Source organism: Gordonia malaquae (genome assembly GCF_037148075.1).
GTDB classification, from domain to species: Bacteria; Actinomycetota; Actinomycetes; order Mycobacteriales; family Mycobacteriaceae; genus Gordonia; species Gordonia malaquae.
Genome location: NZ_JBBCUB010000001.1, coordinates 521,031 through 546,389 on the forward strand (window position 1 = coordinate 521,031; position 25,359 = coordinate 546,389).

The following is a 25,359-nucleotide window of genomic DNA, read 5'->3' on the forward strand; positions in this document are numbered from 1 at the left end:
GACAAAGGGGAGGAAGAAGGATGAGCACAGGGGGAGTGATCCGCTATGACTTCGCCGGACTGGACACGCTGTCGGGGGATCTGCGTGGACAGTTTCAGCGACTCGAAGAGCTGTCGGGGCAGCTCAAGCGGCAGGTGACGGCGCTCGCCAGCCACTGGGACTCGGGCGGCGCAGCGTCGTACCAGCAGGCACAGGTCCAGTGGGACCGGCTGTTCGCCGATGCGAGAGCGCAACTCGACGGGCTCGGGGTCGGGGTGTCGAAGGCCGCGTCCCACATGCGTGACACCGACGTCCGCGTCGGACGGTCGTTCAGCGCATGACCGAAGCGCTGCAGTGCACGGACGAGGGGTACGTGCACCGCAGTGCTTCGGCGACGCCGATGGTCGCGCTCAGTCGCCGGTGTGGCCCTGCAGCAGGGTCGCGAAGTCGGTGACCGGTCCGAGGTCGGTGGTGCTTCCACTGCGCCGCGGCGCAGCGCCGACATCGGTCGGCCCGCCGAAGCCCGCCACCGAGCCGCTGGCGACCAGGCGCGCAGCGAGTTCGGCGCCGGCTCGGCTGATGCGGCCGCTCAGCTCGGGTGACCCGAAGTCCTCGGTCGCGGCGAATGTGCCGGTCGGCAAGACGTCGGCCCGCAGATAGGCGAGGAGCGGACGGATCGCGTGATCGATCACGAGCGAGTGCCGCGCAGTGCCTGCGGTCGCCGCAGCCAGGACCGGGACACCGGTCAGGGCGTCCGGGTCGAGGACGTCGAAGAACATCTTGAAGATGCCGCTGTACGACGCCGCGAACACCGGAGTCGCCACGATCAGGCCGTCGGCCTCGGCGATCAGATCCTGTGCCGACCGGACCTTGGGGGACATGACGCCCGAGGTGACGGCGGTCGCCAGGTCACCTGCGAGCGACGCGACGTCGATGTACTCGATGTCGACGCTCTCGCCACGTGCCGACACCGCCGCCGTCGCCGCGCCCGCCAACTGTTCGGCGAGCAGACGCGTCGACGACGCAGCGGACACGCCCGCGTTGACGACTACGACGCGCCGGCTCATGCCTGTGCTCCCGCGGTCAGATTCTGCGACGGGATCACCTGGTGGAACGGACTGTCCGGTCCGGCCTCGACGAGTGCGGCGTGGCTCGGCGGATCGGATGGCACATGTGCCGGACGCCGCCGCTCGAACTCGGCGCGCAGAGTGGGGACCACCTCGCGACCGAGCATCTCGACCTGCTCGAGGACCTGCTCCAGCGGAAGACCCGCGTGATCGAGCAGGAACAACTGGCGCTGGTAGTCGCCCGCGTAGTCGGCGAAGCTCAACGTCTTCTCGATCACCATCTCCGGAGTGCCGACGGTCAACGGCGTCATATCCGTGAAGTCCTCCATCGACGGACCGTGTCCGTAGACCGGCGCGTTGTCGAAGTACGGGCGGAACCTGCGCTTGGCCTCGGCTTCGGTCTCGGCCATGAACACCTGGCCGCCGAGCCCGACGATCGCCTGGTCTGCCGAGCCGTGTCCGTAGTGCTCGAAGCGCTGCCGGTACAGATTCACCATCTGCTCGGTGTGCTCCTTGTTCCAGAAGATGTTGTTGTGGAAGAACCCGTCGCCGTAGAACGCGGCCTGTTCGGCGATCTCCGGGGAGCGGATCGATCCGTGCCAGACGAACGGCGGCGTGCCGTCCAACGGAGCGGGCGTCGAGGTGTAACCCTGCAGGGGAGTGCGGAACTCGCCCTCCCAGTCGACGACCTTCTCTCGCCACAGGCGACGCAGCAGGTGGTAGTTCTCGATGGCGAGCGGGATGCCCTTGCGGATGTCTTTGCCGAACCACGGATACACGGGTCCGGTGTTGCCGCGACCCAACGTCACATCGACGCGGCCGTCGGCCAGATGCTGCAGCATCGCGAAGTCCTCGGCGATCTTCACCGGGTCGTTCGTGGTGATCAGCGTCGTCGCGGTCGAGAGCTGGAGGCGCTCGGTGCGGGCGGCGATCCACCCCAGCATGGTCGTCGGCGAACTCGGGACGAACGGAGGGTTGTGGTGCTCGCCTGTTGCGAAGACGTCGAGGCCCACTTCCTCGGCCTTCAGAGCGATCGCAGTCATCGCCTTGATGCGATCGTGTTCGCTCACCGTGACACCGGTTGTGGGGTCGGCGGTCACGTCGCCGACGCTGAAGATGCCGAACTGCATGGACTTCTCGCTCTCTCACATTCCGCCGCCTGTCGCGCCGGTCTCGCCAATAGTAACCGGACCGTGGTCCGTTTAATTCCGGCGGTGCCTCGAAGTGTCGTGGCGTCGAGCGAATGTGCGGGGAATTAGTGTTCTCGCACAACGGCTTTCGTGATCCGCTGATCGAATCCACAGTGATGCGCTAGCGTCGTCACGCACCGACAATGTGAAGGGAGTCACAACAGTGACCGAAGTTCAGTCGACCGCCCCCACCGAAGGGCGGGAGACGTGGACCAGTAATCGCGGCTTCATCCTTGCCGCGGTCGGGTCCGCAGTGGGACTGGGCAACATCTGGAGATTCCCAGGTGTGGCCTACGAAGGGGGAGGCGGAGCCTTCCTCGTCCCGTATCTCATAGCGCTCGTCACCGCGGGCATTCCAATCCTCTTTCTCGACTACGCAGTGGGGCACCGTTTTCGCGCAGCCGCACCCTTGGCCTTCCGTCGCATGTGGCGCAAGGCCGAAGCTCTGGGGTGGTTTCAGACCGCGATACTGTTCGTCATCGCGACGTACTACGCGGTGATCATCGCCTGGTCGCTGAGCTACTTCTACTTCTCGTTCGGGACCACCTGGGGCGATGATTCCGCAGGTTTTTTCGTCGGGGAATACCTGAAGGTCGGCGATCCCGGTGTCTCAACTCAGCTGGTCGGCGGCGTCGCCTGGCCTCTGCTCGCGGTCTGGGGCGCAATCATTGTGATCCTCGCGCTCGGTGTGGCCAAGGGTGTGGAGAAGCTGAACGTCATCGGCCTTCCGTTGCTCGTCCTCGGCTTTTCGGCGCTGGTCATCAAGGCGCTCACCCTGCCCGGCGCGTCGGACGGCCTCAATGCACTGTTCTCACCGGACTGGGGCGCACTGAGCGACCTCAACGTGTGGATAGCCGCCTACAGCCAGATCTTCTTCTCCATGTCGATCGCGTTCGGCATCATGATCTCCTATGCGTCGTTCCAGCGTAGGAAGGCGAACATGACGTCGTCGGGCCTGGTCGTCGGCTTCGCGAACTCGTCGTTCGAGATCCTCGCGGGCATCGGCGTCTTCTCGACTCTCGGCTTCCTCGCGCACCAGCAGAACGTGGCCGTCGGGGATCTGGAAGGCATCACCGGACCAACACTGTCGTTCATCACCTTCCCCGCGGTCATCTCCGAGATGCCGGGCAGTGCGTTGTTCGGCGCGCTGTTCTTCGGATCTCTCGCCATCGCCGGCTTCACGTCGCTGATCTCCCTTGTGCTCGGCGTGTCCGTTGCACTCCAGGAGAAGTTCGGCCTGTCCCGCACGACGGCCGCCGTGACAGTCGGCGTGACCTGTGCGATCGTCTCGTTCGCGCTGTTCTCCACCACCACCGGACTCATCGCGCTCGACACCGTCGACCAGTTCGCGAACAACATCGGCATCGTCGTTTCCGCCATCGCGATGTGTGTGATCACAGTCTGGCTGGCGCGCACCATCGAGATGCTTCGGACACACCTGTCCATGGTGTCGACGTTCAAGGTCGGCAGATGGTGGATCCCGGTGATCGGCGTCTACGCGCCGGTGTTTCTGGGCGTGATGTTGATCCAGAAGGTGTACGACCTCATCTCCGAAGGCTATGAGGGCTACCCCACCTGGTATGTCGGCGTGTTCGGATGGGGAACGGTGGCGCTCCTGGTGGTCCTGGCGATCGGGTTCACCGCGATTCCGTGGCGTGGTCGGGACGATCCGTCGTTCCGTGCGTGGCCCGAAATCGACTCCGCAGCACCGGTGACGGGAGGCGTCCGATGACCGGGACCGCGATTGTTCTGTTCCTCATCGCGATCGGCATCGTCTGGGGCGGGCTGATCACCAGCATCGTCTTTCTCATTCGCAATCCCGAAGTCGCCGATCTGCCCGACGTGGACGAGGTGGCCGATGCCGCTCGCGCCGCACAACCTCATCCGAGTCGGGACACCTGAGGTGGCCGGCCGCCAACGTCTCCGCGCGTCGACGCGGAGCGCTACAACAGAAGAAGGAGCACACCGTGAGTAACCCGATGTTCCGAGTGAAGTCGGTCGAGCAATCGATGGCCGACACCGACGAACCCGACACAAAGCTCAAGAAAGATCTGACGGCGTGGGACCTCACCGTGTTCGGCGTCGCCGTCGTCGTCGGCGCCGGCATCTTCACGCTGACCGCCCGAACTGCGGGCAACGTCGCCGGACCCGCCGTCTCCCTGGCGTTTGTCCTCGCCGCGATCGCGTGTGCCCTCGCCGCCCTCTGTTACGCCGAGTTCGCGTCGACCGTTCCAGTGGCCGGGTCGGCGTACACCTTCTCCTACGCGACGTTCGGCGAGTTCATCGCCTGGATCATCGGCTGGGACCTGATCCTCGAGTTCGCGCTCGCGGCGTCCGTCGTCTCGAAGGGGTGGTCGCACTACCTCAACGAGTTCCTCTGTCTGATTGCCGACCGAGATCCGATGACAACGTCGTTCACGGTCATCAGTTTCGGCAACGGTGACGGCACTGGCGCGTTCGAGAGCTTCGACTGGGGTGCGGTCCTGTTGATCGCGGTGCTGACCACCCTCCTGGTGCTCGGCACCAAGATCTCGTCCGTCGTGTCGCTCGTGTTCACGGCGATCAAGGTGTCCGTGGTGCTGCTGGTGATCATCGTCGGCTCGTTCTACATCTCCAAGGACAACTACTCGCCGTACATTCCGCCGTCAGAACCCAAGGGCGAGGGCGGCGCATCGGGCCTCCATCAGACGTTGTTCTCCATGATGACCGGCGGTGAAGGCTCCAACTTCGGCTGGTACGGCCTGCTCGCTGCCGCGTCGCTCGTGTTCTTCGCGTTCATCGGTTTCGACGTCGTCGCCACCACAGCGGAGGAGACCAAGGATCCGCAGCGTTCGCTGCCTCGAGGAATTCTCGGATCGCTCGCGATCGTCACCGTCCTCTACGTCGGCGTCACACTGGTCCTCACCGGCATGGTCAAGTACACCAAGCTCGCGGGTGAGAACGCCACGCTCGCCACGGCGTTCGGCGAGCACGGCATCACCTGGGCGCAGTGGCTGATCGTCATCGGTGCACTCTCCGGACTCACGACCGTTGTGATGGTCATGCTCCTGGGGCAGACTCGCGTCGGGTTCGCGATGGCACGCGACGGACTGTTTCCGCGTGGCCTGGCCAAGACCGGCAGTCGTGGCACCCCGGTGCGCATCACCCTCATCGTCGGCGGCGTGTCCGCCTTCCTCGCAGGCTTCCTGCCGATCGGCGAACTCGAAGAGATGGTCAACATCGGCACCCTCTTCGCCTTCGTGTTGGTCTGCGTCGGCGTCGTCGTCCTGCGACGCACCCGCCCCGACCTCAAGCGTGGATTCCGCGTCCCGTTCGTTCCGCTGGTCCCCATCCTCGCGGTCCTCGCCTGCGCGTGGCTGATGATCAACCTCAGCGCCTTCACCTGGATCCGATTCCTGATCTGGATGGTGCTCGGTGTGGTCGTCTACCTGGCCTACGGTGCGCGGCACTCCGTTCTCGGCATGCGGGAACGCATGGAGTTGCCCGGGTATGCGCCGGCCGACGCAGGGGCGGACGCTGTGGCCGATTCGTCGAGTGCGGATCTCACCAAGTCGTCAGGGGACGACTCCTGACGTAGCCTCGTCGAGAGAAACAACGACCGTACCGGTCGCCCGAGCTGGGCGACCGGTACCGTCGTTCGAGACGAAAAGACTTCACGATCGAGAGGGATCAGATGACCGCGCCTTCGGACGCTATGACCAGCGAGACCATCAACGGGATCGAGTTCAAGGTCGCCGACCTGTCGCTCCACGAGTACGGCCGCAAGGAGATCCGCCTCGCCGAGCACGAGATGCCCGGCCTCATGGAACTGCGCCGCGAGTACGCCGACGTCGCACCGCTCAAGGGCGCCCGCATCTCCGGTTCGCTGCATATGACCGTGCAGACGGCCGTTCTCATCGAGACCCTCACCGCGCTCGGCGCCGAGGTCCGATGGGCGTCGTGCAACATCTTCTCCACCCAGGACCACGCGGCGGCCGCGATCGTCGTCGGACCGCACGGCACCCCGGAGGAGCCCAAGGGCGTCCCGGTGTTCGCGTGGAAGGGCGAGACGCTCGAGGAGTACTGGTGGGCGGCCGAGCGCATGCTCACCTGGGACGGCGAGCCGGCCAACATGATCCTCGACGACGGCGGTGACGCCACCATGTTGGTGCTGCGCGGCGCGGAGTTCGAGAAGGCGGGCGTCGTTCCGCCGGTCGACGACAGCCACCCGGCCGAGTATAAGGTGTTCCTCGAACTGCTGCGCCGCTCGCTCGCCGAGGACTCGGGCAAGTGGACGGCCGTGTCGGAGTCGGTGCAGGGTGTCACCGAGGAGACCACGACCGGTGTCCTGCGCCTGTACCAGTTCGCAGCCGCAGGCGACCTGAGCTTCCCGGCGATCAACGTGAACGACTCGGTCACCAAGAGCAAGTTCGACAACAAGTACGGCACCCGCCATTCGCTGATCGACGGCATCAACCGCGGCACCGACGTCCTCATCGGCGGCAAGAAGGTGCTGATCTGCGGCTACGGCGACGTGGGCAAGGGCTGCGCCGAATCGCTCGCCGGGCAGGGTGCACGCGTCCAGGTGACCGAGGTCGACCCGATCAACGCACTGCAGGCGCTGATGGACGGTTTCGACGTCGTGACCGTCGAAGACGCGATCGCGAACGCCGACATCGTCATCACCTCGACCGGCAACCTCGGCATCATCACGTTCGATCACATGAAGCAGATGAAGAACCAGGCCATCCTGGGCAACATCGGCCACTTCGACAACGAGATCGACATGGCGGGCCTCGAGTCCGCCGACGGTCTCACGCGCATCAACATCAAGCCGCAGGTCGACCAGTGGGTGTTCCCCGACGGCAAGTCGATCATCGTGCTGTCCGAGGGTCGCCTGCTGAACCTCGGCAACGCGACCGGCCACCCGTCGTTCGTGATGAGCAACAGCTTCTCGAACCAGGTCATCGCTCAGATCGAGCTGTGGACCAAGAACGACGAGTACGACAACGAGGTGTACCGCCTCCCCAAGCACCTCGATGAGAAGGTCGCGCGCATCCACGTCGAAGCTCTCGGCGGCACGCTGACCAAGCTCACGAAGGAGCAGGCGGAGTACATCGGCGTCGACGTCGAAGGACCGTACAAGCCGGAGCACTACCGCTACTGACCCCGACGCGGGTTTCCGAGGTGTTCAACGACAAACGAGGCACGCATGCGTGCCTCGTTTGTCGTTGAACACCTCGTTCAGGAAAGCAGCGACATGACCGCGGCGACGGCGTCGTCGTCGGCGGCGTGCGACCAGTCCGACATCCAATTCGCGGACGCGAGATCGGTGTAGGCCGCATAGACCGCCGACTGCAGGTCGCCGTCACGTTCGTAATGGTCGACGGGACGGTCGGCGTCGGACGCGGCCCGGCCGGAGGCGCGTGCCATCGCGACCTCGGGCGGGACTCCGAGCAACAGTTGGTGGTCTGGCACGGGGACCCGGAACCGACCGAATTCGAGATCGGATACCCAGTCGACGACGGAGGACGACTCGATCTGCTCGCCGAGCCTGGCCGCGCTGTAGGCGGCGTTCGACGCGACGTACCGATCGCAGATGACCAGGTCGTGCTCGCGACACGCGGCCTTCAACGCCGCGCCGGCCGCCGCGCGGTCGAGAGCGAACAGCAGCGCCATCGCGTACACGCTGTTCCGCAGGTCGCCGTGCGCGCCGTGCAGGGCTTCGGAGGCGAGGTCGGCAGTGATCGATTCGCCGTATCGGGGGAATGTGAACGTCGCCGTTCGTGCGCCGCGCTCCTGCGCGGCCGTGTGAATGCGCCCGACAATCGTCTGCTTGCCTGCTCCGTCCAAGCCCTCGATCGCCACCAGAATGCCCACGCGGCACAGTGTACGACCCGATCGGCGGCCCGTGCCGGAGGCGAGGGCCGGGCCGGGCCGGTGCGTGTCGGAACCCCACCGGCGGCGCGGGAGGTGACACCATTGATCCTCATGAAGCCACGCGTCCTGGTCGTCGACGACGACGCCGCCCTCGCCGAGATGCTGACCATTGTGCTTCGCAACGAGGGATTCGAGCCGTTTGTCGTCGGTGACGGGACGCAGGCGCTGACCGCGGTGCGTGAAGTGCGCCCCGACCTCGTCCTGCTCGACCTGATGTTGCCCGGCATGAACGGTATCGACGTCTGTCGGGTCCTGCGGGCCGACTCCGGTGTCCCGATCGTCATGCTGACCGCCAAGTCGGACACCGTTGACGTCGTCCTCGGCCTCGAGTCCGGGGCCGACGACTACATGGTGAAGCCGTTCAAGCCGAAAGAACTCGTCGCACGCATCCGCGCTCGACTCCGGCGCACGGAAGACGAGCCCGCGGAACTCCTGTCCATCGGCCCCGTCGAGATCGACGTCCCCGCGCACAAGGTGACCCGCGACGGCACGATGATCTCCTTGACCCCGCTCGAGTTTGATCTCCTCGTCGCTCTCGCCCGCAAGCCTCGCCAGGTGTTCACCCGCGACGTGCTGCTCGAACAGGTGTGGGGATACCGACATCCGGCCGACACCCGCCTGGTGAACGTGCACGTTCAGCGTCTCCGCGCGAAGGTGGAGATCGACCCGGAGAAGCCCGAGATCGTGCTCACGGTGAGAGGAGTCGGCTACAAGGCCGGCCCGCCATGAGCGGTCGTCGCCGGTTGAACCGGCTCGTCATCAGCACCCAACGCGCGGCCGGCTCGATCGGCCGCGCGTTCGGTTCACTGTGGTCCCGTTCGCTCCAGCTGAGGGTCGTCGTGTCGACCCTCGCGTTGTCGTTCGTTGTGCTGCTCATCCTCGGGTTCCTGCTGATCAGCCAGATCACCGGCCGACTCCTGGACGCGAAGCAGGCCGCGGCCACCGAAGAGGTCGACCGGGCACGCGGCATCGTCGAACGGGTGCTGTCATCGAGCGACACCAACTCGTCGCCGCAGAACGCGATGGCCAGGGCGCGCTCCCTGCTCTCCGACAGCGATGCCGAGTCGGGGTCCGGAGCTTCGGGGATCGGCACCTTCGACAGCGTGCTCACCGTCAGCAAGAACGGCGCCGTGAGCGACGAACTGTCGGTCGGTCCGGTCCGAGAAGTGCCGAAGGGCCTGCAGTCGATGGTCGGAGGCGGGCAGGTCGCGTACCAGTACACCTCCGTCGAGCGGAACGGCGAGACCGTTCCGGCGCTCGTCGTCGGCACACCCGTCGAGACTCCGATGCAGGGCCTCGAGATGTACCTCGTGTTCCCGCTGTCCGGTGAGCAGAACACCGTCAACCTGGTCCGTGGAACTCTGCTCGCAGGCGGAGTGGTCCTCCTCGGCCTGCTCGCGGCGATCGCCTGGCTGGTGTCGAGACAGGTGATCGCACCGCTGCGCGCGGCATCGCGGATCGCGGTCAGGTTCGCCGACGGCCGCCTCGCCGAACGCATGCCGGTGCACGGCGACGACGAGTTCGCGCGACTCGCGGTCAGCTTCAACGACATGGCCGAGAGCCTGTCGAAACAGATCACGCACCTCGAGGAGTTCGGCGGGTTGCAGCGGCAGTTCACCAGCGACGTCAGCCACGAACTGCGCACCCCGCTGACCACCGTTCAGATGGCCGCCGACATCCTCTATGAGAGCCGCGACGACTTCGAACCGATGCAGCGACGGTCCGTGGAGCTGATGTCGAAAGAGCTGGAACGCTTCGAGATGCTCCTCACCGAACTCCTCGAGATCTCCAGGCACGACGCGGGCATGGCCGATCTCGCCGCCGAACGGATGGACATGGCCATCCCGATCGACGGCGCGGTCTCCACCGTCACGCACCTCGCCAAGGAGTCGGGCACCGAACTCGTCATCAACCTGCCGTCCGAGCCGGTGTTCGCCGAGATCGACCCGCGGCGCGTCGAACGAGTCCTCCGCAACCTGCTGGCCAACGCCATCGACCACGGCGAGCACAAGCCGATCACTCTCACGATGCGCTCCGACGGGGACGCAGTCGCCATCACCGTGCGCGATCAGGGCATCGGTCTGCGGCCAGGTGAGGAGAAGCTCGTCTTCAACCGGTTCTGGCGATCCGACCCGTCGCGGGTCCGCCGGTCCGGCGGCACGGGCCTCGGGCTGGCGATCAGCATCGAAGACGCCAGGCTTCACGCGGGCAGACTCGAAGCGTGGGGGGAACCCGGGGTCGGCTCCTGCTTCCGATTGACGTTGCCCCTCGTCCGCGGACACAAACTTCTCGGCAGTCCATTGCCGTTGAAACCGTCACCGGAGGTCCAGCGATGATTCCCCGCCGGCGCAGGATCGCGGCGTTGCTCCTGGTCTTGGCGACCCTGTTGACGGGTTGTGTGGCGATCCCGGACGATTCGGCGCCCCAGCCCATCGAGGCCTTCAGCCGTAAGGACCCGTTGAACGCGGCGCCCGTGCCCCGACGGTCGGACGATCCCGAGACGCTGGCCCGCAATTTCGTGCGCGCGATGGCCGATCCGACCGCGGGACACAAGGCCGCCCGGAAGTACCTGACCGCCGCGACGTCGGCGAAGTGGGACGACCAGGGCGACATGACGATCGTCGACAACGTCAGCGTGGTGGTCGACGAACGCACGGAGAGCGCTGTCCGTCTCCGCATCACCGCAGACCAGGTGGGCACCCTCAGCTCCGCCGGTCAGCTCCTGCCGGCGTCCGGGACCATGGTGATCCCGCTGTCGATGGCCAGAACGGCGTCGGGATGGCGGATCAACGGCGATCTCCCACGGGGAGTCATCACCGACAACGCCCAGTTCCTCACCGCCTACCGCCGTGCGGACCTGTACTTCCCCGACCGCACGATGAAGCGGCTCGTGACCGATCCTCGCTGGACGTTCGGCCCGACTCCGCAGGCGAGCGACCTGGTGACCCTGCTGATGCGCGGCCCGTCGCCCGATCTGTCAGGCGCCGTCGGCACCGGCGCGGACAAGGGTGCGACCCTGGCGGCGCCGGTCACGACCGACTCGGACTCGGTCACCGTCGACCTCGGGAACGTCGCCGACACGGACACCGGCAACCGGACGGTCCTCGCGGCGCAGATCGTGTGGACCCTGGACGCCGCCGGGATCAGTGGCACGTACAACATCAACGCCGACGGTGCGCCTCTCGTGGCCGACCAGGACGGCGGTTGGCGGACCGCCGACGTCAGGTCCTTCGAACCCGATGCCGAACAGACCACACAGCCCGTGCTGCATCTCATTCGCAATGGAGCGTTGGTGAGGTCGACGGGACAGCGTTACGTGCCTGTTCCGGGGCCGCTCGGCACGGCGCGCGATGTCCGCCTCGCCGCCATCACCGGCGATCTGAGCCGGACGACGGCCGTCGTTCAACGTGGGGATCAGCAGTTCTTGGTGGAGGGGCCGTACGGTGCCTCGACGGCGGACGTGACCTCGGGCAGAACGATCACGTCACCGTCGTTCGGGGCGGGCGGCGCCATCGGCTACGCGATCGTCGACGGTCGACCGGTCCAGTGGTCACGCGACGCCAACGGTGTCGCCAGGTCTGGTCTCATCGATGTGCGCGCGGTCTCCGACGCCGCGCCCGGGGAGATCACGTCGATGAACGTGGCGCCCGACGGAGTGCGCGTGGCGCTCGTCGTCGGCGGCAGGCCGATGCTGGCGGTGGTGTCGACCAACGAACGCGGTGTGCCGTCGTTGACCGGGGTCCGGCCCGCGGCCATCGACATCGACACTCCCGTTCTTGACGTCACGTGGGCCACGTCGAGTGTGCTGTACGTGATCCGCAGCGGCGACGACACGCCGGTGAAGCGGATCTCGATCGCGGGCGGTGCGTCGTCAGGTCTTGTCGGAGGCAATCTGAAGCCTCCGCTGAGCGCGATCGCGGCGTCGTCCCGCAGTGTCTTCGTCACGGACTCCCAGGGGGTGCTGCAACTCGGCACGGACTCGTCACGCCCGGACCAGTACTGGACGAGCGTCGGGACGTCGATCCCGGCGGGCACGGTCCCGGTGGTTCCCGCGGGCTGACCGACCGATCCCGCCTGTGGACACCGAGCCTGACATTTCGGGTCCGGTCGGTCATGCTGCAGGGATGGGTTGGCCTGCGAGCCGGGTGCGGCAGATCGCGCTGGCGGTCGGAGATCTCGCTGTGCCTCTGGTGTGCGGTGGATGCGGCAGGCCCGGCACACAGTGGTGCCCGCGCTGCGCGGCCGCGCTCGTCGACGCGCCGCGGGCGGTGCACCCGCGGTGTGAACTCGATGTCCCGGCATGGTCTGTCGGTCGGTACGACGGCCCGCTCCGCGCCGCGATCCTCGCGCTCAAAGAGCACGGCAGGCGCGACCTCGCGCCGATACTCGGCGACGCCCTCGCGTCCGCGCTGATCGTGCTCGCCGACTGGGGCGAGCTCTCCGGGAGCGGTGCACTGGTGTTGGTGCCCGCACCGACCCGGGCCGCGTCGGCCCGTCGGCGCGGCGGAGACCCGGTCACCCTCACCGCGGAGAGCGCGGTGAGTCGCCTCGGCGACCGCGTGCATGTGACCGCACTGCTTCGCAGCGGCCACTTCACTCGCGATTCCGCGGGGCTGAGTGCCGGGGCGCGGTCGTCCAATCTCGCGGGTGCGGTGACCCTGACCGGCCGACCGCCGCGGGCCATGCGAGAGGGGCGAACGGTCACGGTGCTCGTGGACGACGTCCTCACCACCGGAGCGACTGCGGCCGCGGCGGTCCGTGTGCTGCGTCGTGCCGGAGTCCACGTGGCCGCCGTTGTCGTCTTGGCGAGTGCATAAGGGCCGACGTTCGGCTAAAACGTGGCCGGGCGCGGAGTTTGCGGATACCTTCGGAAGTGGCAGTGATGAACGTGAGATGCCGGGAGGTGAACACTCGCTGACATAACAGCGACACTGCCGCGCGCACGGGTTTCACGCAGCGAATCCTGCAGTGCGCCAAGCGAATTGGTATCCCATCTCGGGCGCTGGTCCGATGGGAGCTATCTGAGGAGGAACACGATATGACGGTTGTTCACCGCAAAGGTCAGCGCGAGCCCAAGGGCCCGGAACCTCAGAGTCGAGAAGAGCTGGCGGCCGCCTTCACGCCGCCGGCGAACTCCACCGACGCAGGCGAACTCGCCGAGCCTCGAGCCGATGTCTCCTGGAACGGCAGGAACGTGGAGATTCCCGATCACTTCCGCAGTTACCTCGGCGACAAACTCTCCCGCCTCGAACATTTCGACGACTCGATCTACCGGTTCGACGTCGTCCTCTTCCACGAACCGAACCGGCGCCAGGCCAAGCAGAGTCAGGTCGTGGAAGTCACAGGCATCGGACGCGGACCGATCGTCCGCGCACAGGGCAGCGGTGAGAACTTCTACGCCGCGACCGAACTCGCCTTCGACAAACTCCACAAGCGACTGCGTCGCTCCAAGCGGCGCAAGCAGGTCCGCAAGGACGGACAGCGTCGCGCCACCTCGCTCGCCGAGGCCACCGCAGACGCATTGCCGCCGTTGCCCGAGGTGACGACGGTGAACGGCGCCGATCCGTGGGACGACGGACTCGACGGCCACCAGCCGGGGCAGGTGGTCCGCGTCAAGGATCACCCCGCCGTCCCGATGAGCGTGGACGACGCACTCTACGAGATGGAACTCGTCGGACACGATTTCTTCCTGTTCCACGACTCCGAGACCGACAAGGCGTCGGTGGTCTACCGTCGTCACGCCTTCGACTACGGCCTCATCCGGCTCGCGTAAACCGCGCCTCACACTGCCGCCCCCGCCGACAGGTGGGGGCGGCAGTGTGCTGTTCCGGTGACGTGTGCCATGCCTTCGGGTGTCCGCTGCGTATCATGGGACCAGGTCTGTCCGGTCCACCGTCCGACGGCGGGTGGGACCGACGGAGAACTCGACCGCCTATCAAGAGGATTACCGTTGCTCAACAAGCTGCTCCGACTCGGCGAAGGCCGTCTGGTCAAGCGACTGGATTCGTACGCGACGAGCGTGGAAGCGCTCTCCGACGAGATGGAAGCCCTCAGCGATGACGAACTGCGCGGCAAGACCGAGGAGTTCCGCGGGCGACTGGAGAAGGGCGAGACTCTCGACGACCTTCTGCTCGAAGCCTTCGCAGTGGCCCGCGAGGCGGCCTGGCGTGTCCTGGACCAGAAGCACTTCCACGTGCAGATCATGGGTGGCGCGGCGCTGCACTTCGGCAACATCGCCGAGATGAAGACCGGTGAGGGAAAAACCCTCACCTGTGTGCTGCCGGCCTACCTGAACGCACTGTCGGGCAAGGGCGTCCACGTCGTCACCGTCAACGACTACCTCGCCAAGCGCGACGCCGAGTGGATGGGCCGCGTGCACCGCTTCCTCGGTCTCGAGACGGCCGTCATCCTCACCGGGATGTCACCCGACCAGCGTCGGGTGGCGTACGCCGCCGACATCACCTACGGCACCAACAACGAGTTCGGCTTCGACTACCTGCGCGACAACATGGCGCACTCGCTCGACGACCTCGTGCAGCGTGGGCACAATTTCGCCGTCGTCGACGAGGTCGACTCGATCCTCGTCGACGAAGCGCGTACGCCGCTCATCATCTCCGGCCCCGCCGACTCGTCGAGCAAGTGGTACGGCGAGTTCGCGCGCATCGCGCCGCTGCTGGAGAAGGACGTCCACTACGAGGTGGACATCAAGAAGAAGACCGTCGGCGTCCACGAGGCGGGTGTCGCATTCGTCGAAGACCGTCTCGGCATCGACAATCTCTACGAGCCCGAGAACTCGCAACTCGTCGGCTACCTGAACAACGCGATCAAGGTGAAGGAACTCTTCCACCGCGACAAGGACTACATCGTCCGCAACGGCGACGTGATGATCGTCGACGAGTTCACCGGACGTGTCCTCGACGGCCGCCGCTTCAACGAAGGACTGCACCAGGCGATCGAGGCGAAGGAGGGCGTGGAGATCAAGGCCGAGAACCAGACCCTCGCCACGATCACGCTGCAGAACTACTTCCGCCTGTACGACACTCTGTCCGGCATGACCGGTACCGCCGAGACCGAGGCCGCCGAGTTCCAGCAGATCTACAAGCTGGGCGTGGTGACGATCCCGACGAACCGCGTGATGGCCCGCAAGGACCGCGCGGACCTCATCTACAAGACCGAAGAGGCCAAGTTCGCCGCCGTCGTCGACGACGTCGTCGAACGCCACCGCGAAGGCCAGCCCGTGCTGATCGGCACGACGAGCGTCGAGCGGTCCGAGTACCTGTCGCGCAAACTCGCCGAAGCGGGGGTCGACCATTCGGTCCTGAACGCCAAGTTCCACGAGCAGGAAGCGCAGATCGTCGCCGAGGCGGGCCGCCTGAACGCCGTCACGGTCGCGACGAACATGGCGGGTCGAGGCACAGACGTCGTTCTCGGCGGCAACCCGGACGTCATCGCCGACACGCGCCTGCGCAAGGCCGGACTCGATCCTGTCACCACGCCGGAGGAGTACGAGGCGGCGTGGGACGAGGCGATCGACATCGCCCGCAAGGCCGCGGCGTCGGAGGCCGACGAGGTGCGTGAGGCAGGCGGCCTGTACGTGCTCGGCACGGAGCGCCATGAGTCGCGCCGTATCGACAACCAGCTGCGTGGGCGTTCCGGCCGCCAGGGCGACCCGGGCGAGTCCCGCTTCTACCTGTCACTCGGCGACGAGCTCATGCGTCGCTTCAACGGCGCCGCGCTCGAGACCATCATGAACCGCGTCAACCTGCCCGAAGACGTGCCGATCGAGGCGAAGATGGTCACCCGAGCCATCCGCAGCGCTCAGACGCAGGTCGAGGAGCAGAACTTCGAGATCCGCAAGAACGTCCTCAAGTACGACGAGGTCATGAACTCGCAGCGCAAGGTGATCTACGGTGAGCGCCGTGAGATCCTCGAGGGCGAGGAGCACCGCGAACAGATCCGCACGATGGTCGGTGACGTCGTCGGCGCGTACGCCGACGGTGCGACGGCCGAAGGATACGCCGAGGACTGGGATCTCGAGACCCTGTGGACGGCGCTCAAGGAGCTGTACCCGATCACGCTCGATTACAAGGACGTCGTCGGCGAGACCGACGAAGGCGACCGCGACGACATCTCGCGCGACGAACTGCGTGAAAAGCTCGTCGACGACGCGCTCGCCGCCTACGACAAGCGCGTCGAGGAGATCGTGGGCGTCGCAGGCGACTCCGGCATGGCCGACCTCGAGCGTTCGGTGCTGCTGTCGGTCCTCGACCGCAAGTGGCGCGATCACCTCTATGAGATGGACTATCTCCGCGAGGGCATCCACCTGCGGTCGATGGCGCAGCGCGACCCGGTGGTCGAGTACCAGCGCGAAGGCTACGACATGTTCACCGCGATGCTCGACGCGATGAAGGAGGAGACGGTCTCGATCCTCTTCAACGCCCGGGTGGAACTGCAGGCGCCTGCGCCGGCCCTCGGAACATCGGTCAGCGACATGCTGTCCGGATTCGGCGGCGGAGACGACGCCGACGACGAGGAGGCTCGCACCTTCAGCGGTCCGGGCGAGGACGGTGTCGCCGAGATCCTGTCGCAGGCACAGGAACTCGCCGGTGCGGCGCCCGCACCGGCCGCTCCTTCGACGCCCGCCGCGGGCAGCCGCCGCGAGCGTCGTGAGGCCGAGCGCCGCGGTCGTCGTCGCAAGTAACGAATGTCAGGTGATGCCCGGCAGCGGATGTCCGCTGCCGGGCATTACTGTTAGTGCATGAGTGGAGGACTGGCCGCACTGCTGGACGACATCGCGGTGTTGGCGAAGATGGCGGCGGCATCGGTCGACGACGTCGCGGCGGCAACCGGCAAGGCGAGCGCGAAGGCGGTCGGTGTCGTCGTGGACGACACCGCGGTCACACCGCGTTACGTGCACGGTGTCCGGCCGTCGCGTGAACTGCCGATCATCGGCAAGATCGCCAAGGGTTCGCTCCGCAACAAACTGCTGATCATCCTGCCGGTCGCGCTGATCCTCAGTCAGTTCGTCCCGTGGCTGCTCACTCCGATCCTGATGCTCGGCGGAACATACCTCTGCTACGAGGGGGCCGAGAAGATCTGGGAGCTCGTCTCCGGTCACGGCAAAGCCGAGTCGACCACCGACGAAGTCGGCGCCGATCAGGAGAAGACCGTGGTCAGCGGTGCGATCCGAACCGACTTCATCCTGTCGGCCGAGATCATGGTCATCGCCCTCAACGAGGTGTCCGATGAGCCGTTCGTGATGCGCACCGTCGTCCTCGCTGTGGTCGCGATCCTCATCACGATCCTCGTCTACGGCGTCGTCGGCGTGATCGTGAAGATGGACGACGTCGGCCTCGCCCTCGCCAAGCGGGAGACCTCAGCGGTCGCCGCCACCGGGCGCGGCCTCGTCCGGGCGATGCCCGTCGTGCTGTCGACGTTGAGCGCGGTCGGCATCGTCGCGATGTGCTGGGTGGGCGGCCACATCGTCCTGGTCGGCGCCGATGAGCTCGGCTGGACGTCGCCGTACGGCATCGTCCATCACATCGAAGTGTGGTTCCACGATCTGATTCCGGCGATCGGGAGCGTGATCGGATGGATCGCGAACACCGCGTCGTCGGCGATCTTCGGTGTCGTCTGGGGCGGCCTCGTGGTCGCCGTTGTCCACGGCATCCCGTGGCCGTGGCGTCGTACCGCGCACTGACCGGTCTTGCCGCGGCGCGTCGCGGAACTCTGCACGGCGTGTCGTGCGTCCAACCTTGTATGAACACCATCGAGTTGCGGCCCGCCCCGGAGTCGTCGGGGCCGAGTGCCACGGCGACGCCCGCCCAGGTCGCGCAATCGGCCCGTGTGGCAGTGATCGGTGCGGTCCAGCGCATACTCGAGGTGCTCGACGGTCGGCGGCCGTGCGAGCACGTCTCGGCAACCGTGTCGGCGGAGGTGTTCGGGCAGGTCGCCGTCGCGCTCAAGAAGCGGGAGGCGCAGACGGCGCGGGCCCCTGCCCGTGGTGTGGCGGTTCGACTCCGACGTGTGCACCTGCAGATGCGGTCCGCACGAGCCGCCGAGTTCTTCGGGACCGTGGAACGCGGCGGTCGGATGCACGCCGTCGCCGGCCGGGTGGAGCTTCGGCCGCTGCTGCTGCCCGGACGGATGCGTCGTCCCGAAGTGCATTGGGTGCTCACCGAATTCGGCCTGATCTGAGGCTCGCTACACTCAATCGCATCATGGTGAAACGACTGTCGGCGGAAGACGCGATGTACTACTTCCTCGACGGGTCGGGGACCAGCGCGCACATGGGTTCGCTGCTGGTGGTCGATCCGTCGGCGGCGGCCGATGGAGCTCGGCTCAACTACCATTCCCTGGTGTCGCTCGTGGAGCGCAGGCTCCAATTGATGCCGCGCTACCGACAGGTCGTCAAAGAGGTCGCGCTCGGGCTTGGGCGGCCGCTGTGGGTGGACGACCCGGACTTCGACGTCAACTTTCACGTTCGACTCTCGGCACTGCCGAACCCCGGTTCGATGGGACAGCTTCAGGAGCTGATCGCGCGGATCATGTCGCGTCCGCTCGGCCGGGAGCGGCCGTTGTGGGAGATGTACCTGATCGAGGGGCTGTCGGGCGGGCGCGTCGCGGTGCTCACGAAGTCGCATCGCTGCCTGGTCGCGGGGGAGGCGAATCGGGAGATCGGAGAGGTCGTCTGCGACACGGGCGTCGTGCCGCCGGAACTGGCCGAAGACCTGTGGATGCCGGGGTCGCCGCCCGGTCAGGCATCCATGACTGTCGGCGCCCTCGCCGACGCGATGGCGCGCCCCGGTGAACTCGTCGACTCCCTGCTCCGCGGCAACGGCCCAGTGGCCGACATCTGGTCGGTCGCCGACAGATCCGCTCGATTCGTGGCGTCCACCGTCCAACAGGTCGTCAACACTGCGCCCGACAGCCCGTTGAACTCGGTGACGACGTCGTCGCGGCTGTTCGCGTGCGCGCAGGTCTCGCGCCGAGACTGCATGAAGATCGCGACCCGGTTCGACTGCACGTTCAACGACGTCGTGCTCGCGGTGCTCGCCGGCGTCCTGCGCAGATGGACGTTGTCGACGAAAGACACTGTGACGCACGGCGAGACGATCCGGGTGATCGTTCCGCTTCGGGCGCGAGAAGCGGACGTCGCCACGACCGGCCCGGGGCACTGGGTCCCCGAGTACGAGCCTGAGTTCGTCACCGATCTCCCGATCGGCGAGGACTCTCCCGCTGTCCGGCTCATGCAGGTGGCCGGGCTCGCCGACCGCTACTCGGGCTCCACACGCAGACTCGCACCGGAGATGAAGCCGTTGCTCCCCGAGCTGGGGATGGTGCCGTTCGCCGATTTCTCGACGCGGGCGTTCTCTCAGATCTTTCAGCGGACGTACAACGTTCCGATCTCCATGAGCGACTCGGTGTCGCAGCGTTATCTCGCCGGTCACCCGGTGGAGGAGATCTACACGATCCCGACCCTCGCGGCGCAGCGCGCGATGGCGATCAGTGTCAATGAGTACGGTGGGGCGGTGCAGTTCGGCTTCGTCGCCGACCGCGCGGTGGTGTCCGATCTTCCTGCGATGGCAGGCTACACCGCTGAATCGCTCGACGAGCTGCTGACCAGCGGCCTTCCCCAGGATTGATGAGGAGTACCGATGCGGGTGTATCTGCCGGCGACGCTGGCCATGATCGTGGACCTGACCGCGGGTGACGACGGGTTCACGCCGGTCGGCGGAACCGGCTTCGCGGTGACGCCGTCACTGCGGGAGGCCTACACGTCCGGCGACGACGAAGAGCTCGGCGAAGTCGCGCTCCGCGAAGCGGCTCGCGCGTCGCTGCGACTGCTGTCGTCGGAGGACACCGGTGATGCGCCGCTGCCCGCGCGTCGCGTCGTGGTGGTCGCCGACGCGGACGCCACCGTGCGGCCGGACCTCGACGACGCCGTTGTTCGCTTGTCGGCGCCTGTCGCCGTCGGCGACATCGTCGCCGTGCACATCGACGGTGCCGCAGCTGAGCCCGCAGTTGTCGCCGCGGTCGCCGCCGTCGACGCGGCCGATCTTGGCGACGAGGACGCGGAACTGACGATCGGAGACGTTGAAGACCACGACCTCGGTTGGTACGCGACACAGGAACTTCCGTTCCTCCTTGAACTCCTCTGACAGAAGCGGACAGAAACTGACCGCATAGTTCGTCACACTGAGTGGGAACCTCAACAGGGGTCACCACAACTCAGGAGGACGCCATGTATGCACCCGCTCAGGACAACGAGATCACCGGACTGGCCAACTACATCGATCAGCAACTCGACGCCATCCGTGCAGCGGCTTTCGGTCTCACCGAAGAGCAGGCCTGGGCGACGCCGTGCCGGAGTGCTCTCTCGGTGGCGGGAATCATCAAGCACGCCGAGTACGGCATGCGCGGCGGGGTGAACCGACTCACGTCGGGTCCGAGTGACTACGCCCTCGACGAAGCTGGATTCGCCGCCTACCTGGGGAGCTTCACCGCGGCCGACGGCGAGTCGGCGTCCGGCGTGATCGCTCGTTTCGACGCGACGCGAGCGGAGTACCTCGACGTCGTCCGCAGCGTAGACCCCGATGCGGACTCGGTCGAGCCGCCCGCGCCGTGGGACGGGGTCTTCGACGCTCGTCCGATCAAGGTCCGGTACTACCTGGCGCACCAGGTGGAGGAGTACGCGCGCCACGCAGGCCACGCCGATATAATCCGCGAGCAGATCGACGGCCAACCGGTTCCCGGGCTGGTGCTGTCGCTGGCCGGTGCTCCGGCCAACGACTTCTTCGCTCCATTCCATGCAGCGCCCGGAACGCTGCTGTCGTGACGTCCGTTCGCCCTCTGGGCGTCGAACCGCTAACCTACGGGAGCGTAAGTTAGGAGTTCCGGGGGACCGGAACCGGTAGAGGAGACGAACATGGGCTGGCGGGAACGTTTCGAGGCACCGGTCGCGGGAGTCGCGGGCGGAAAAGGCGGGAACTGGGTGCGGGCCGCGGTTGCGCGCGTGACCACGCCGCTGCTGCCGGACGACTATCTCCACCTGGTGAATCCGCTGTGGTCGGCCCGCGAGCTGCGCGGCCGCGTGGTCTCCGTGACGCCGGTGACCTCGGACAGCGCGACGATCGTGATCGCTCCCGGCTGGGGCTTCTCGTTCGACTATCACCCGGGGCAATACATCGGGATCGGCGTGCAGAAGGGCGGTCGTTGGGCGTGGCGGTCGTACTCGCTCACCTCGGAGCCGGACAGCTCGGTGGCCGACCGCACAGTGGCGATCACCGTCAAGGCGATGCCGGAGGGCTTCCTGTCGTCGCATCTCGTGAGCGGTCTGACGCCGGGCACGGTGGTCCGGCTCGCCGCTCCGGCCGGTGAATTCGTCCTGCCCGACCCGCTCCCGGAGAAGCTGCTCTTCGCGACGGCCGGCAGTGGCATCACCCCGATCATCTCGATGCTCCGGACGATCGCCCGTCGTGGTCAGCGGGTGGACGCGGTGCTGGTGCATTCGGCGCCGGAAGAGTCGGACGTCTTGTTCGCCGATGAACTCCGCGGCTACGCCGACGCCGGGCTCATCGACCTGAAGCTCCGACTGACCCGGACCGACGGGCGCGTGGACGCGTCCACATTCGACGATCTGGTGCCGGACTGGGCGGAGCGTCAGACGTGGGCGTGCGGGCCGAGTGGATTCGTCGACATGCTGACCGGACTCTTCCACGACGGTGGCCGCGAGGACCGACTGCACGTGGAGCGCTTCGCGCTGGAACGCGGCGCCGCGGGCGCGCAGGGCGGCACTGTCACCTTCGGGCGTGGTGACAAGACGATCGAGGTCGACGGCGCGTCGACTCTGCTCGAGGCGGGCGAAGAGGCGGGCGTGCTGATGCCGTTCGGCTGTCGAATGGGAATCTGCCAGAGCTGTGTCGTGATGCTCGACAAGGGATGTGTTCGCGACCTCCGTACTGGTGTGGAACACGTTGAAGGGGAACGGATTCAGACGTGCGTGAGTGCGGCCGCGGGGGACTGCACGCTCGACGTGTGACACGTCACTGGACAACTTACGCACGCGTAACCTACGATTGCGTAAGTTAGTTTCCATCACGAGAGGAGTTGCCGTGGCCATCGCCGACGTACCCGAGTACGCGCACCTGACCGACGCCGACGTGGAGGCGCTGCAGGCCGAACTCGACGCCATTCGCGCCGACATCGAAGCCGACCGCGGTGAACGCGACGCGCGCTACCTGCGCAACACGATCCGTTTCCAGCGTGGTCTCGAGTTCACCGGACGCCTCCTCACGGTCGGCGCCCGCAAGCGTTCGCTGTGGTGGGCCGGCGCCGCGACCCTCGGCGTTGCGAAGATCGTCGAGAATATGGAACTCGGCCACAACGTGATGCACGGCCAGTGGGACTGGATGAACGACCCGGAGGTCCACTCGACCTCGTGGGAGTGGGACAACACGGGCCCCAGTGCCCATTGGAAGCACACGCACAACTTTGTGCACCACAAGTACACGAACGTGCTCGGCATGGACGACGACGTGGGCTACGGTCTCCTCCGCGTGACGCGCGACCAGCGGTGGCGGCCGTTCTACCTGGGCAACCTCGTGTACAACACGGCGTTGGCGCTGTTCTTCGAATACGGTGTGGCCGCGCAGCACCTCGAACTCGGCAAGAAGCGCAAGACGCCCGAGGCCAAGGCCGAGCTCAAGCGGAACTTGCGCGACGTGGGCCGCAAGATCGGTCGACAGGCGGGTAAGGACTACGTGCTGTTCCCGGCGCTCGTCGGGCTGGCGACCCGCTCGCCCGAGGCTGCTCGGAAGACCGCGACTGCCAATCTGCTCGCCAACGTCATCCGCAATGTGTGGACCAATGCCGTCATCTTCTGTGGTCACTTCCCGGACGGTGCGGAGAAGTTCACCAAGGCCGACATGGACAACGAGACGCAGGGTCAGTGGTACCTGCGGCAGATGCTCGGCAGCGCCAACTTCCGATCGGGTCCGGTTCTCGCGTTCATGAGCGGAAACCTGTCGTACCAGATCGAGCACCACCTGTTCCCGGACCTGCCGAGCAACCGGCTCGCGGAGATCTCCGTTCGAGTGCAGGCGATCTGTGCCGAGTACGACCTCCCGTACACGACGGGCTCGTTCCCGGTTCAGTACGCGAAATCGTGGCGAACGATCGCGAAGCTGTCGCTCCCGAACAAGTATCTTTCCGCTACCAGCGACGATGCGCCGGAGACTGCGTCGGAGCGCCGGTTCCGGGCGGACGGTCAGCCTCGACTGGTGTCGTCCATCGATGAGGCGACAGGACGACGTCGTGGACTCAAGACGGCGATCGTGGACAGCCGCGCGCGCCGCAAGGACCGTACCAGCGCATAATGGGGCCTGATGGCGATCTCGGATATCAATGAGTATGCACACCTGACCGACGCGGACGTCGAGGCGCTCGGCGCGGAACTCGACGCTCTGCGCCGGGAGGTGGAATCGAGTCTCGGCGAGCGCGACGCGCGCTACCTGCGACGCACGATTGCGGCCCAGCGCGGGTTGGAGTTCCTCGGGCGAGTCGCGCTTCTCGGAAGTCACCGTCGGTCACTGTGGTGGCTCGGCACCGGCGCGCTGTCGGCGGCCAAGATCATCGAGAACATGGAACTCGGGCACAACGTGATGCACGGCCAGTGGGACTGGATGAACGATCCCGAGGTGCACTCCACGACGTGGGAGTGGGACATGGTGTGCGCGTCGCCGCATTGGAAGCACTCGCACAACTACATTCACCACAAGTACACGAACGTCCTCGGCATGGATCACGACGTGGGCTACAAGATCCTGCGCGTGACCCGTGACGAGCCGTGGGAGCCGCGTCGCGCGTTCCAGCCGTTCTTCAACATCATGCTGGCCACGACCTTCGAGTGGGGCATCGCCCTCCATGACCTCGAGCTCAAGGAGGTCATCGCCGGCCGCAAGCCGATGGAGACCGCGCGTCCGGAGATCCGCAAGTTCGTGCACAAGGCCGGTCGCCAGATGGCCAAGGACTACGTGCTGTTCCCCGCGGCGTCGGGCCCGAACTTCGTGCACACGTTGAAGGCGAATCTCGCCGCGAACTTCATTCGGAACCTGTGGGCGTACGTCGTGATCTTCTGTGGTCATTTCCCCGACGGAGCCGAGAAGTTCACGATGGAGACGTTGGAGAACGAGACGCAGGGACAGTGGTACCTGCGGCAGATGCTCGGCAGTGCGAACTTCGAGGCAGGGCCGGCGCTGGCGTTCATGAGCGGCAACCTGTCGTACCAGATCGAGCACCACTTGTTCCCGGATCTGCCGAGCAACCGATACGCCGACATGTCGGTGCGAGTCCGCGAACTCTGCGACAAGTACGACCTCCCGTACAACACCGGGTCGTTCACCATGCAGTACCTGCGGACGCTGCGCACGATCAACAAGCTGGCCTTGCCCGACTGGATGCTCACCGCGACCACCGACGACGCTCCGGAGACGGCGTCCGAGCGTCGTTTCGACTCGATTCAGCCTCGTGCTCGCGGTCTGCGGACCGCGATCGCGACCCTCAAGGAACGTCGTCGCGCCGCTAAGGCGTGAGGATCGGGCAGCGGGGTCCAGGCGCGTTCGCGAGGCGGCGGTCGAGCGTGTAGAGCGGTGCATTCAGGATTTCGGCCGCGGCGACATACGCTCCGTCGTACATCGTTATCGTGTCGCGCAGCTCCCAGCTGCGCTCCGCAGTGAGGTCGAACGGGACGGTGACGAGCGGGAGAGCGCGCAGATCTGCGAAGGCCGCGGCACCGACTGATGCGTCGATCTCGCCGCGAGCGACGGATCGGCGGATCACGTTGGCCGCCTCGTAGTGCATAAGCGACGGCGCGCACGTCGCATCGCTGAGGAGCGTCGACTCTGCCCAGTCTGCGTCCGGTCCGGTGTGGATCAACGCGGCGACGATCACCGAGCTGTCGACGACGATCATCGGCGGTCGGCGTCGAGGTCCGCGAGGATTCTCTCGGTCGACGTCGTCGCAGGCTGGGCCCGTTTGCGTTCACGGACCTTACTCAAGAGGTCCTCCATCGAGGGACGCTCTGCGAGCTTCTCGACCTCTTTCAGCATGAACTCCTGCAGTGACTGCCCGGCCCTCGCGGCGCGGGCGGCGAGTTCGTTGCGGACCTCGTCAGGCACGTTGCGGATCGTGATAGTGGTCATGCC

24 protein-coding genes are annotated in these 25,359 nt (G+C 66.3%); 19 read left to right on the plus strand and 5 right to left on the minus strand.

Going from position 1 to position 25,359, the window contains the following annotated elements; genetic code table 11:
• Positions 1-20 precede the first annotated feature (20 nt).
• The gene (locus WFK36_RS02490; RefSeq protein WP_008375905.1) at positions 21-320 is read left to right on the plus strand and encodes a WXG100 family type VII secretion target; all 300 of its coding nucleotides are present in this window, start codon (positions 21-23) and stop codon (positions 318-320) included.
• 69 nt (positions 321-389) lie between these two features.
• Here the strand turns inward: WFK36_RS02490 and WFK36_RS02495 are convergent, their stop codons facing one another.
• Positions 390-1,046 carry a CE1759 family FMN reductase gene (locus WFK36_RS02495; protein ID WP_336789382.1) on the minus strand — a complete coding sequence of 219 codons (657 nt, stop codon included), beginning with the start codon at positions 1,044-1,046 and terminating at the stop codon, positions 390-392.
• Positions 1,043-2,176 (minus strand): LLM class flavin-dependent oxidoreductase, encoded by a 1,134-nt coding sequence (locus WFK36_RS02500; RefSeq protein ID WP_336789384.1) that lies wholly within the window; start codon positions 2,174-2,176, stop codon positions 1,043-1,045. Before WFK36_RS02500 ends, WFK36_RS02495 begins: the two co-directional genes overlap by 4 nt.
• Positions 2,177-2,399: 223 nt before the next feature.
• Here WFK36_RS02500 and WFK36_RS02505 point away from each other — a divergent pair, with 223 nt between their 5' ends.
• The 4 genes from WFK36_RS02505 to ahcY all read left to right on the plus strand — a co-directional run bounded on the left by WFK36_RS02505 (position 2,400) and on the right by ahcY (position 7,382).
• Positions 2,400-3,968, plus strand: coding sequence for a sodium-dependent transporter (locus tag WFK36_RS02505; RefSeq protein ID WP_336789386.1), 1,569 nt, complete (start codon positions 2,400-2,402; stop codon positions 3,966-3,968).
• Entirely contained in the window at positions 3,965-4,138 is a 174-nt protein-coding gene (locus tag WFK36_RS02510; RefSeq protein WP_008375901.1) for a methionine/alanine import family NSS transporter small subunit, read from the plus strand. The genes WFK36_RS02505 and WFK36_RS02510 overlap by 4 nt, the downstream gene beginning before the upstream one ends.
• 77 nt (positions 4,139-4,215) lie before the next feature.
• The gene (locus WFK36_RS02515) at positions 4,216-5,808 is read left to right on the plus strand and encodes an amino acid permease (protein ID WP_336790935.1); all 1,593 of its coding nucleotides are present in this window, start codon (positions 4,216-4,218) and stop codon (positions 5,806-5,808) included.
• 101 nt (positions 5,809-5,909) lie between these two features.
• Positions 5,910-7,382, plus strand: a complete 1,473-nt coding sequence (gene ahcY, locus WFK36_RS02520; protein ID WP_336789389.1) for an adenosylhomocysteinase — start codon at positions 5,910-5,912, stop codon at positions 7,380-7,382.
• Between the two features lie 77 nt (positions 7,383-7,459).
• Here the strand turns inward: ahcY and WFK36_RS02525 are convergent, their stop codons facing one another.
• On the minus strand, positions 7,460-8,095 hold the full coding sequence (locus WFK36_RS02525; protein WP_336789391.1) for a dTMP kinase: 636 nt from the start codon (positions 8,093-8,095) through the stop codon (positions 7,460-7,462).
• A gap of 111 nt (positions 8,096-8,206) precedes the next feature.
• On the opposite strand from WFK36_RS02525, the gene mtrA reads away from it, so the two are divergent.
• The 14 genes from mtrA (at position 8,207) to WFK36_RS02595 (ending at position 24,747) form a co-directional block, all read left to right on the plus strand.
• On the plus strand, positions 8,207-8,884 hold the full coding sequence (mtrA, locus tag WFK36_RS02530; protein ID WP_419717301.1) for an MtrAB system response regulator MtrA: 678 nt from the start codon (positions 8,207-8,209) through the stop codon (positions 8,882-8,884).
• Complete coding sequence (gene mtrB / locus WFK36_RS02535; protein WP_336789396.1) at positions 8,881-10,491, plus strand: MtrAB system histidine kinase MtrB; 1,611 nt, start codon at positions 8,881-8,883, stop codon at positions 10,489-10,491. Before mtrA ends, mtrB begins: the two co-directional genes overlap by 4 nt.
• Positions 10,488-12,215, plus strand: a complete 1,728-nt coding sequence (locus tag WFK36_RS02540; protein ID WP_336789398.1) for an LpqB family beta-propeller domain-containing protein — start codon at positions 10,488-10,490, stop codon at positions 12,213-12,215. Before mtrB ends, WFK36_RS02540 begins: the two co-directional genes overlap by 4 nt.
• Before the next feature lie 64 nt (positions 12,216-12,279).
• Positions 12,280-12,972 (plus strand): ComF family protein, encoded by a 693-nt coding sequence (locus WFK36_RS02545; RefSeq protein ID WP_336789400.1) that lies wholly within the window; start codon positions 12,280-12,282, stop codon positions 12,970-12,972.
• Positions 12,973-13,193: 221 nt separating this feature from the next.
• Positions 13,194-13,928, plus strand: a complete 735-nt coding sequence (hpf, locus tag WFK36_RS02550; protein WP_336789402.1) for a ribosome hibernation-promoting factor, HPF/YfiA family — start codon at positions 13,194-13,196, stop codon at positions 13,926-13,928.
• Positions 13,929-14,105: 177 nt separating this feature from the next.
• Entirely contained in the window at positions 14,106-16,856 is a 2,751-nt protein-coding gene (gene secA / locus WFK36_RS02555) for a preprotein translocase subunit SecA (protein ID WP_336789404.1), read from the plus strand.
• 57 nt (positions 16,857-16,913) lie between these two features.
• Complete coding sequence (locus WFK36_RS02560) at positions 16,914-17,855, plus strand: DUF808 domain-containing protein (protein ID WP_008375889.1); 942 nt, start codon at positions 16,914-16,916, stop codon at positions 17,853-17,855.
• Complete coding sequence (locus tag WFK36_RS02565) at positions 17,834-18,352, plus strand: Rv3235 family protein (protein ID WP_223291405.1); 519 nt, start codon at positions 17,834-17,836, stop codon at positions 18,350-18,352. Before WFK36_RS02560 ends, WFK36_RS02565 begins: the two co-directional genes overlap by 22 nt.
• Positions 18,353-18,375: 23 nt before the next feature.
• Positions 18,376-19,800 carry a wax ester/triacylglycerol synthase family O-acyltransferase gene (locus WFK36_RS02570; RefSeq protein WP_336789408.1) on the plus strand — a complete coding sequence of 475 codons (1,425 nt, stop codon included), beginning with the start codon at positions 18,376-18,378 and terminating at the stop codon, positions 19,798-19,800.
• 12 nt (positions 19,801-19,812) lie between these two features.
• Entirely contained in the window at positions 19,813-20,316 is a 504-nt protein-coding gene (locus tag WFK36_RS02575; RefSeq protein WP_008375886.1) for a DUF6912 family protein, read from the plus strand.
• A gap of 83 nt (positions 20,317-20,399) precedes the next feature.
• Positions 20,400-20,993, plus strand: coding sequence for a mycothiol transferase (locus WFK36_RS02580; protein ID WP_336789411.1), 594 nt, complete (start codon positions 20,400-20,402; stop codon positions 20,991-20,993).
• 90 nt (positions 20,994-21,083) lie between these two features.
• Positions 21,084-22,196, plus strand: a complete 1,113-nt coding sequence (locus tag WFK36_RS02585; protein WP_336789413.1) for a ferredoxin reductase — start codon at positions 21,084-21,086, stop codon at positions 22,194-22,196.
• Positions 22,197-22,269: 73 nt separating this feature from the next.
• Positions 22,270-23,532, plus strand: coding sequence for a fatty acid desaturase family protein (locus WFK36_RS02590; RefSeq protein ID WP_008375883.1), 1,263 nt, complete (start codon positions 22,270-22,272; stop codon positions 23,530-23,532).
• Between the two features lie 9 nt (positions 23,533-23,541).
• Complete coding sequence (locus WFK36_RS02595; protein ID WP_008375882.1) at positions 23,542-24,747, plus strand: fatty acid desaturase family protein; 1,206 nt, start codon at positions 23,542-23,544, stop codon at positions 24,745-24,747.
• Here WFK36_RS02595 and WFK36_RS02600 read toward each other — a convergent pair.
• Positions 24,737-25,126 (minus strand): type II toxin-antitoxin system VapC family toxin, encoded by a 390-nt coding sequence (locus tag WFK36_RS02600; protein WP_336789417.1) that lies wholly within the window; start codon positions 25,124-25,126, stop codon positions 24,737-24,739. The genes WFK36_RS02595 and WFK36_RS02600 overlap by 11 nt on opposite strands.
• Positions 25,123-25,356 (minus strand): FitA-like ribbon-helix-helix domain-containing protein, encoded by a 234-nt coding sequence (locus WFK36_RS02605; RefSeq protein WP_336789419.1) that lies wholly within the window; start codon positions 25,354-25,356, stop codon positions 25,123-25,125. The genes WFK36_RS02600 and WFK36_RS02605 overlap by 4 nt, the downstream gene beginning before the upstream one ends.
• Positions 25,357-25,359 lie beyond the last annotated feature (3 nt).

Bases quoted from the DNA above. Each gene is read 5' to 3' on its own strand.
- WFK36_RS02490 (WP_008375905.1), top strand. From the start codon at position 21: ATGAGCACAGGGGGAGTGATCCGCTATGACTTCGCCGGACTGGACACG.
- WFK36_RS02495 (WP_336789382.1), bottom strand. From the start codon at position 1,046: ATGAGCCGGCGCGTCGTAGTCGTCAACGCGGGCGTGTCCGCTGCGTCG.
- WFK36_RS02500 (WP_336789384.1), bottom strand. From the start codon at position 2,176: ATGCAGTTCGGCATCTTCAGCGTCGGCGACGTGACCGCCGACCCCACA.
- WFK36_RS02510 (WP_008375901.1), top strand. From the start codon at position 3,965: ATGACCGGGACCGCGATTGTTCTGTTCCTCATCGCGATCGGCATCGTC.
- WFK36_RS02515 (WP_336790935.1), top strand. From the start codon at position 4,216: ATGTTCCGAGTGAAGTCGGTCGAGCAATCGATGGCCGACACCGACGAA.
- ahcY (WP_336789389.1), top strand. From the start codon at position 5,910: ATGACCGCGCCTTCGGACGCTATGACCAGCGAGACCATCAACGGGATC.
- mtrA (WP_419717301.1), top strand. From the start codon at position 8,207: ATGAAGCCACGCGTCCTGGTCGTCGACGACGACGCCGCCCTCGCCGAG.
- mtrB (WP_336789396.1), top strand. From the start codon at position 8,881: ATGAGCGGTCGTCGCCGGTTGAACCGGCTCGTCATCAGCACCCAACGC.
- WFK36_RS02540 (WP_336789398.1), top strand. From the start codon at position 10,488: ATGATTCCCCGCCGGCGCAGGATCGCGGCGTTGCTCCTGGTCTTGGCG.
- WFK36_RS02545 (WP_336789400.1), top strand. From the start codon at position 12,280: ATGGGTTGGCCTGCGAGCCGGGTGCGGCAGATCGCGCTGGCGGTCGGA.
- hpf (WP_336789402.1), top strand. From the start codon at position 13,194: ATGACGGTTGTTCACCGCAAAGGTCAGCGCGAGCCCAAGGGCCCGGAA.
- WFK36_RS02560 (WP_008375889.1), top strand. From the start codon at position 16,914: ATGAGTGGAGGACTGGCCGCACTGCTGGACGACATCGCGGTGTTGGCG.
- WFK36_RS02570 (WP_336789408.1), top strand. From the start codon at position 18,376: ATGGTGAAACGACTGTCGGCGGAAGACGCGATGTACTACTTCCTCGAC.
- WFK36_RS02575 (WP_008375886.1), top strand. From the start codon at position 19,813: ATGCGGGTGTATCTGCCGGCGACGCTGGCCATGATCGTGGACCTGACC.
- WFK36_RS02580 (WP_336789411.1), top strand. From the start codon at position 20,400: ATGTATGCACCCGCTCAGGACAACGAGATCACCGGACTGGCCAACTAC.
- WFK36_RS02585 (WP_336789413.1), top strand. From the start codon at position 21,084: ATGGGCTGGCGGGAACGTTTCGAGGCACCGGTCGCGGGAGTCGCGGGC.
- WFK36_RS02595 (WP_008375882.1), top strand. From the start codon at position 23,542: ATGGCGATCTCGGATATCAATGAGTATGCACACCTGACCGACGCGGAC.
- WFK36_RS02600 (WP_336789417.1), bottom strand. From the start codon at position 25,126: ATGATCGTCGTCGACAGCTCGGTGATCGTCGCCGCGTTGATCCACACC.
- WFK36_RS02605 (WP_336789419.1), bottom strand. From the start codon at position 25,356: ATGACCACTATCACGATCCGCAACGTGCCTGACGAGGTCCGCAACGAA.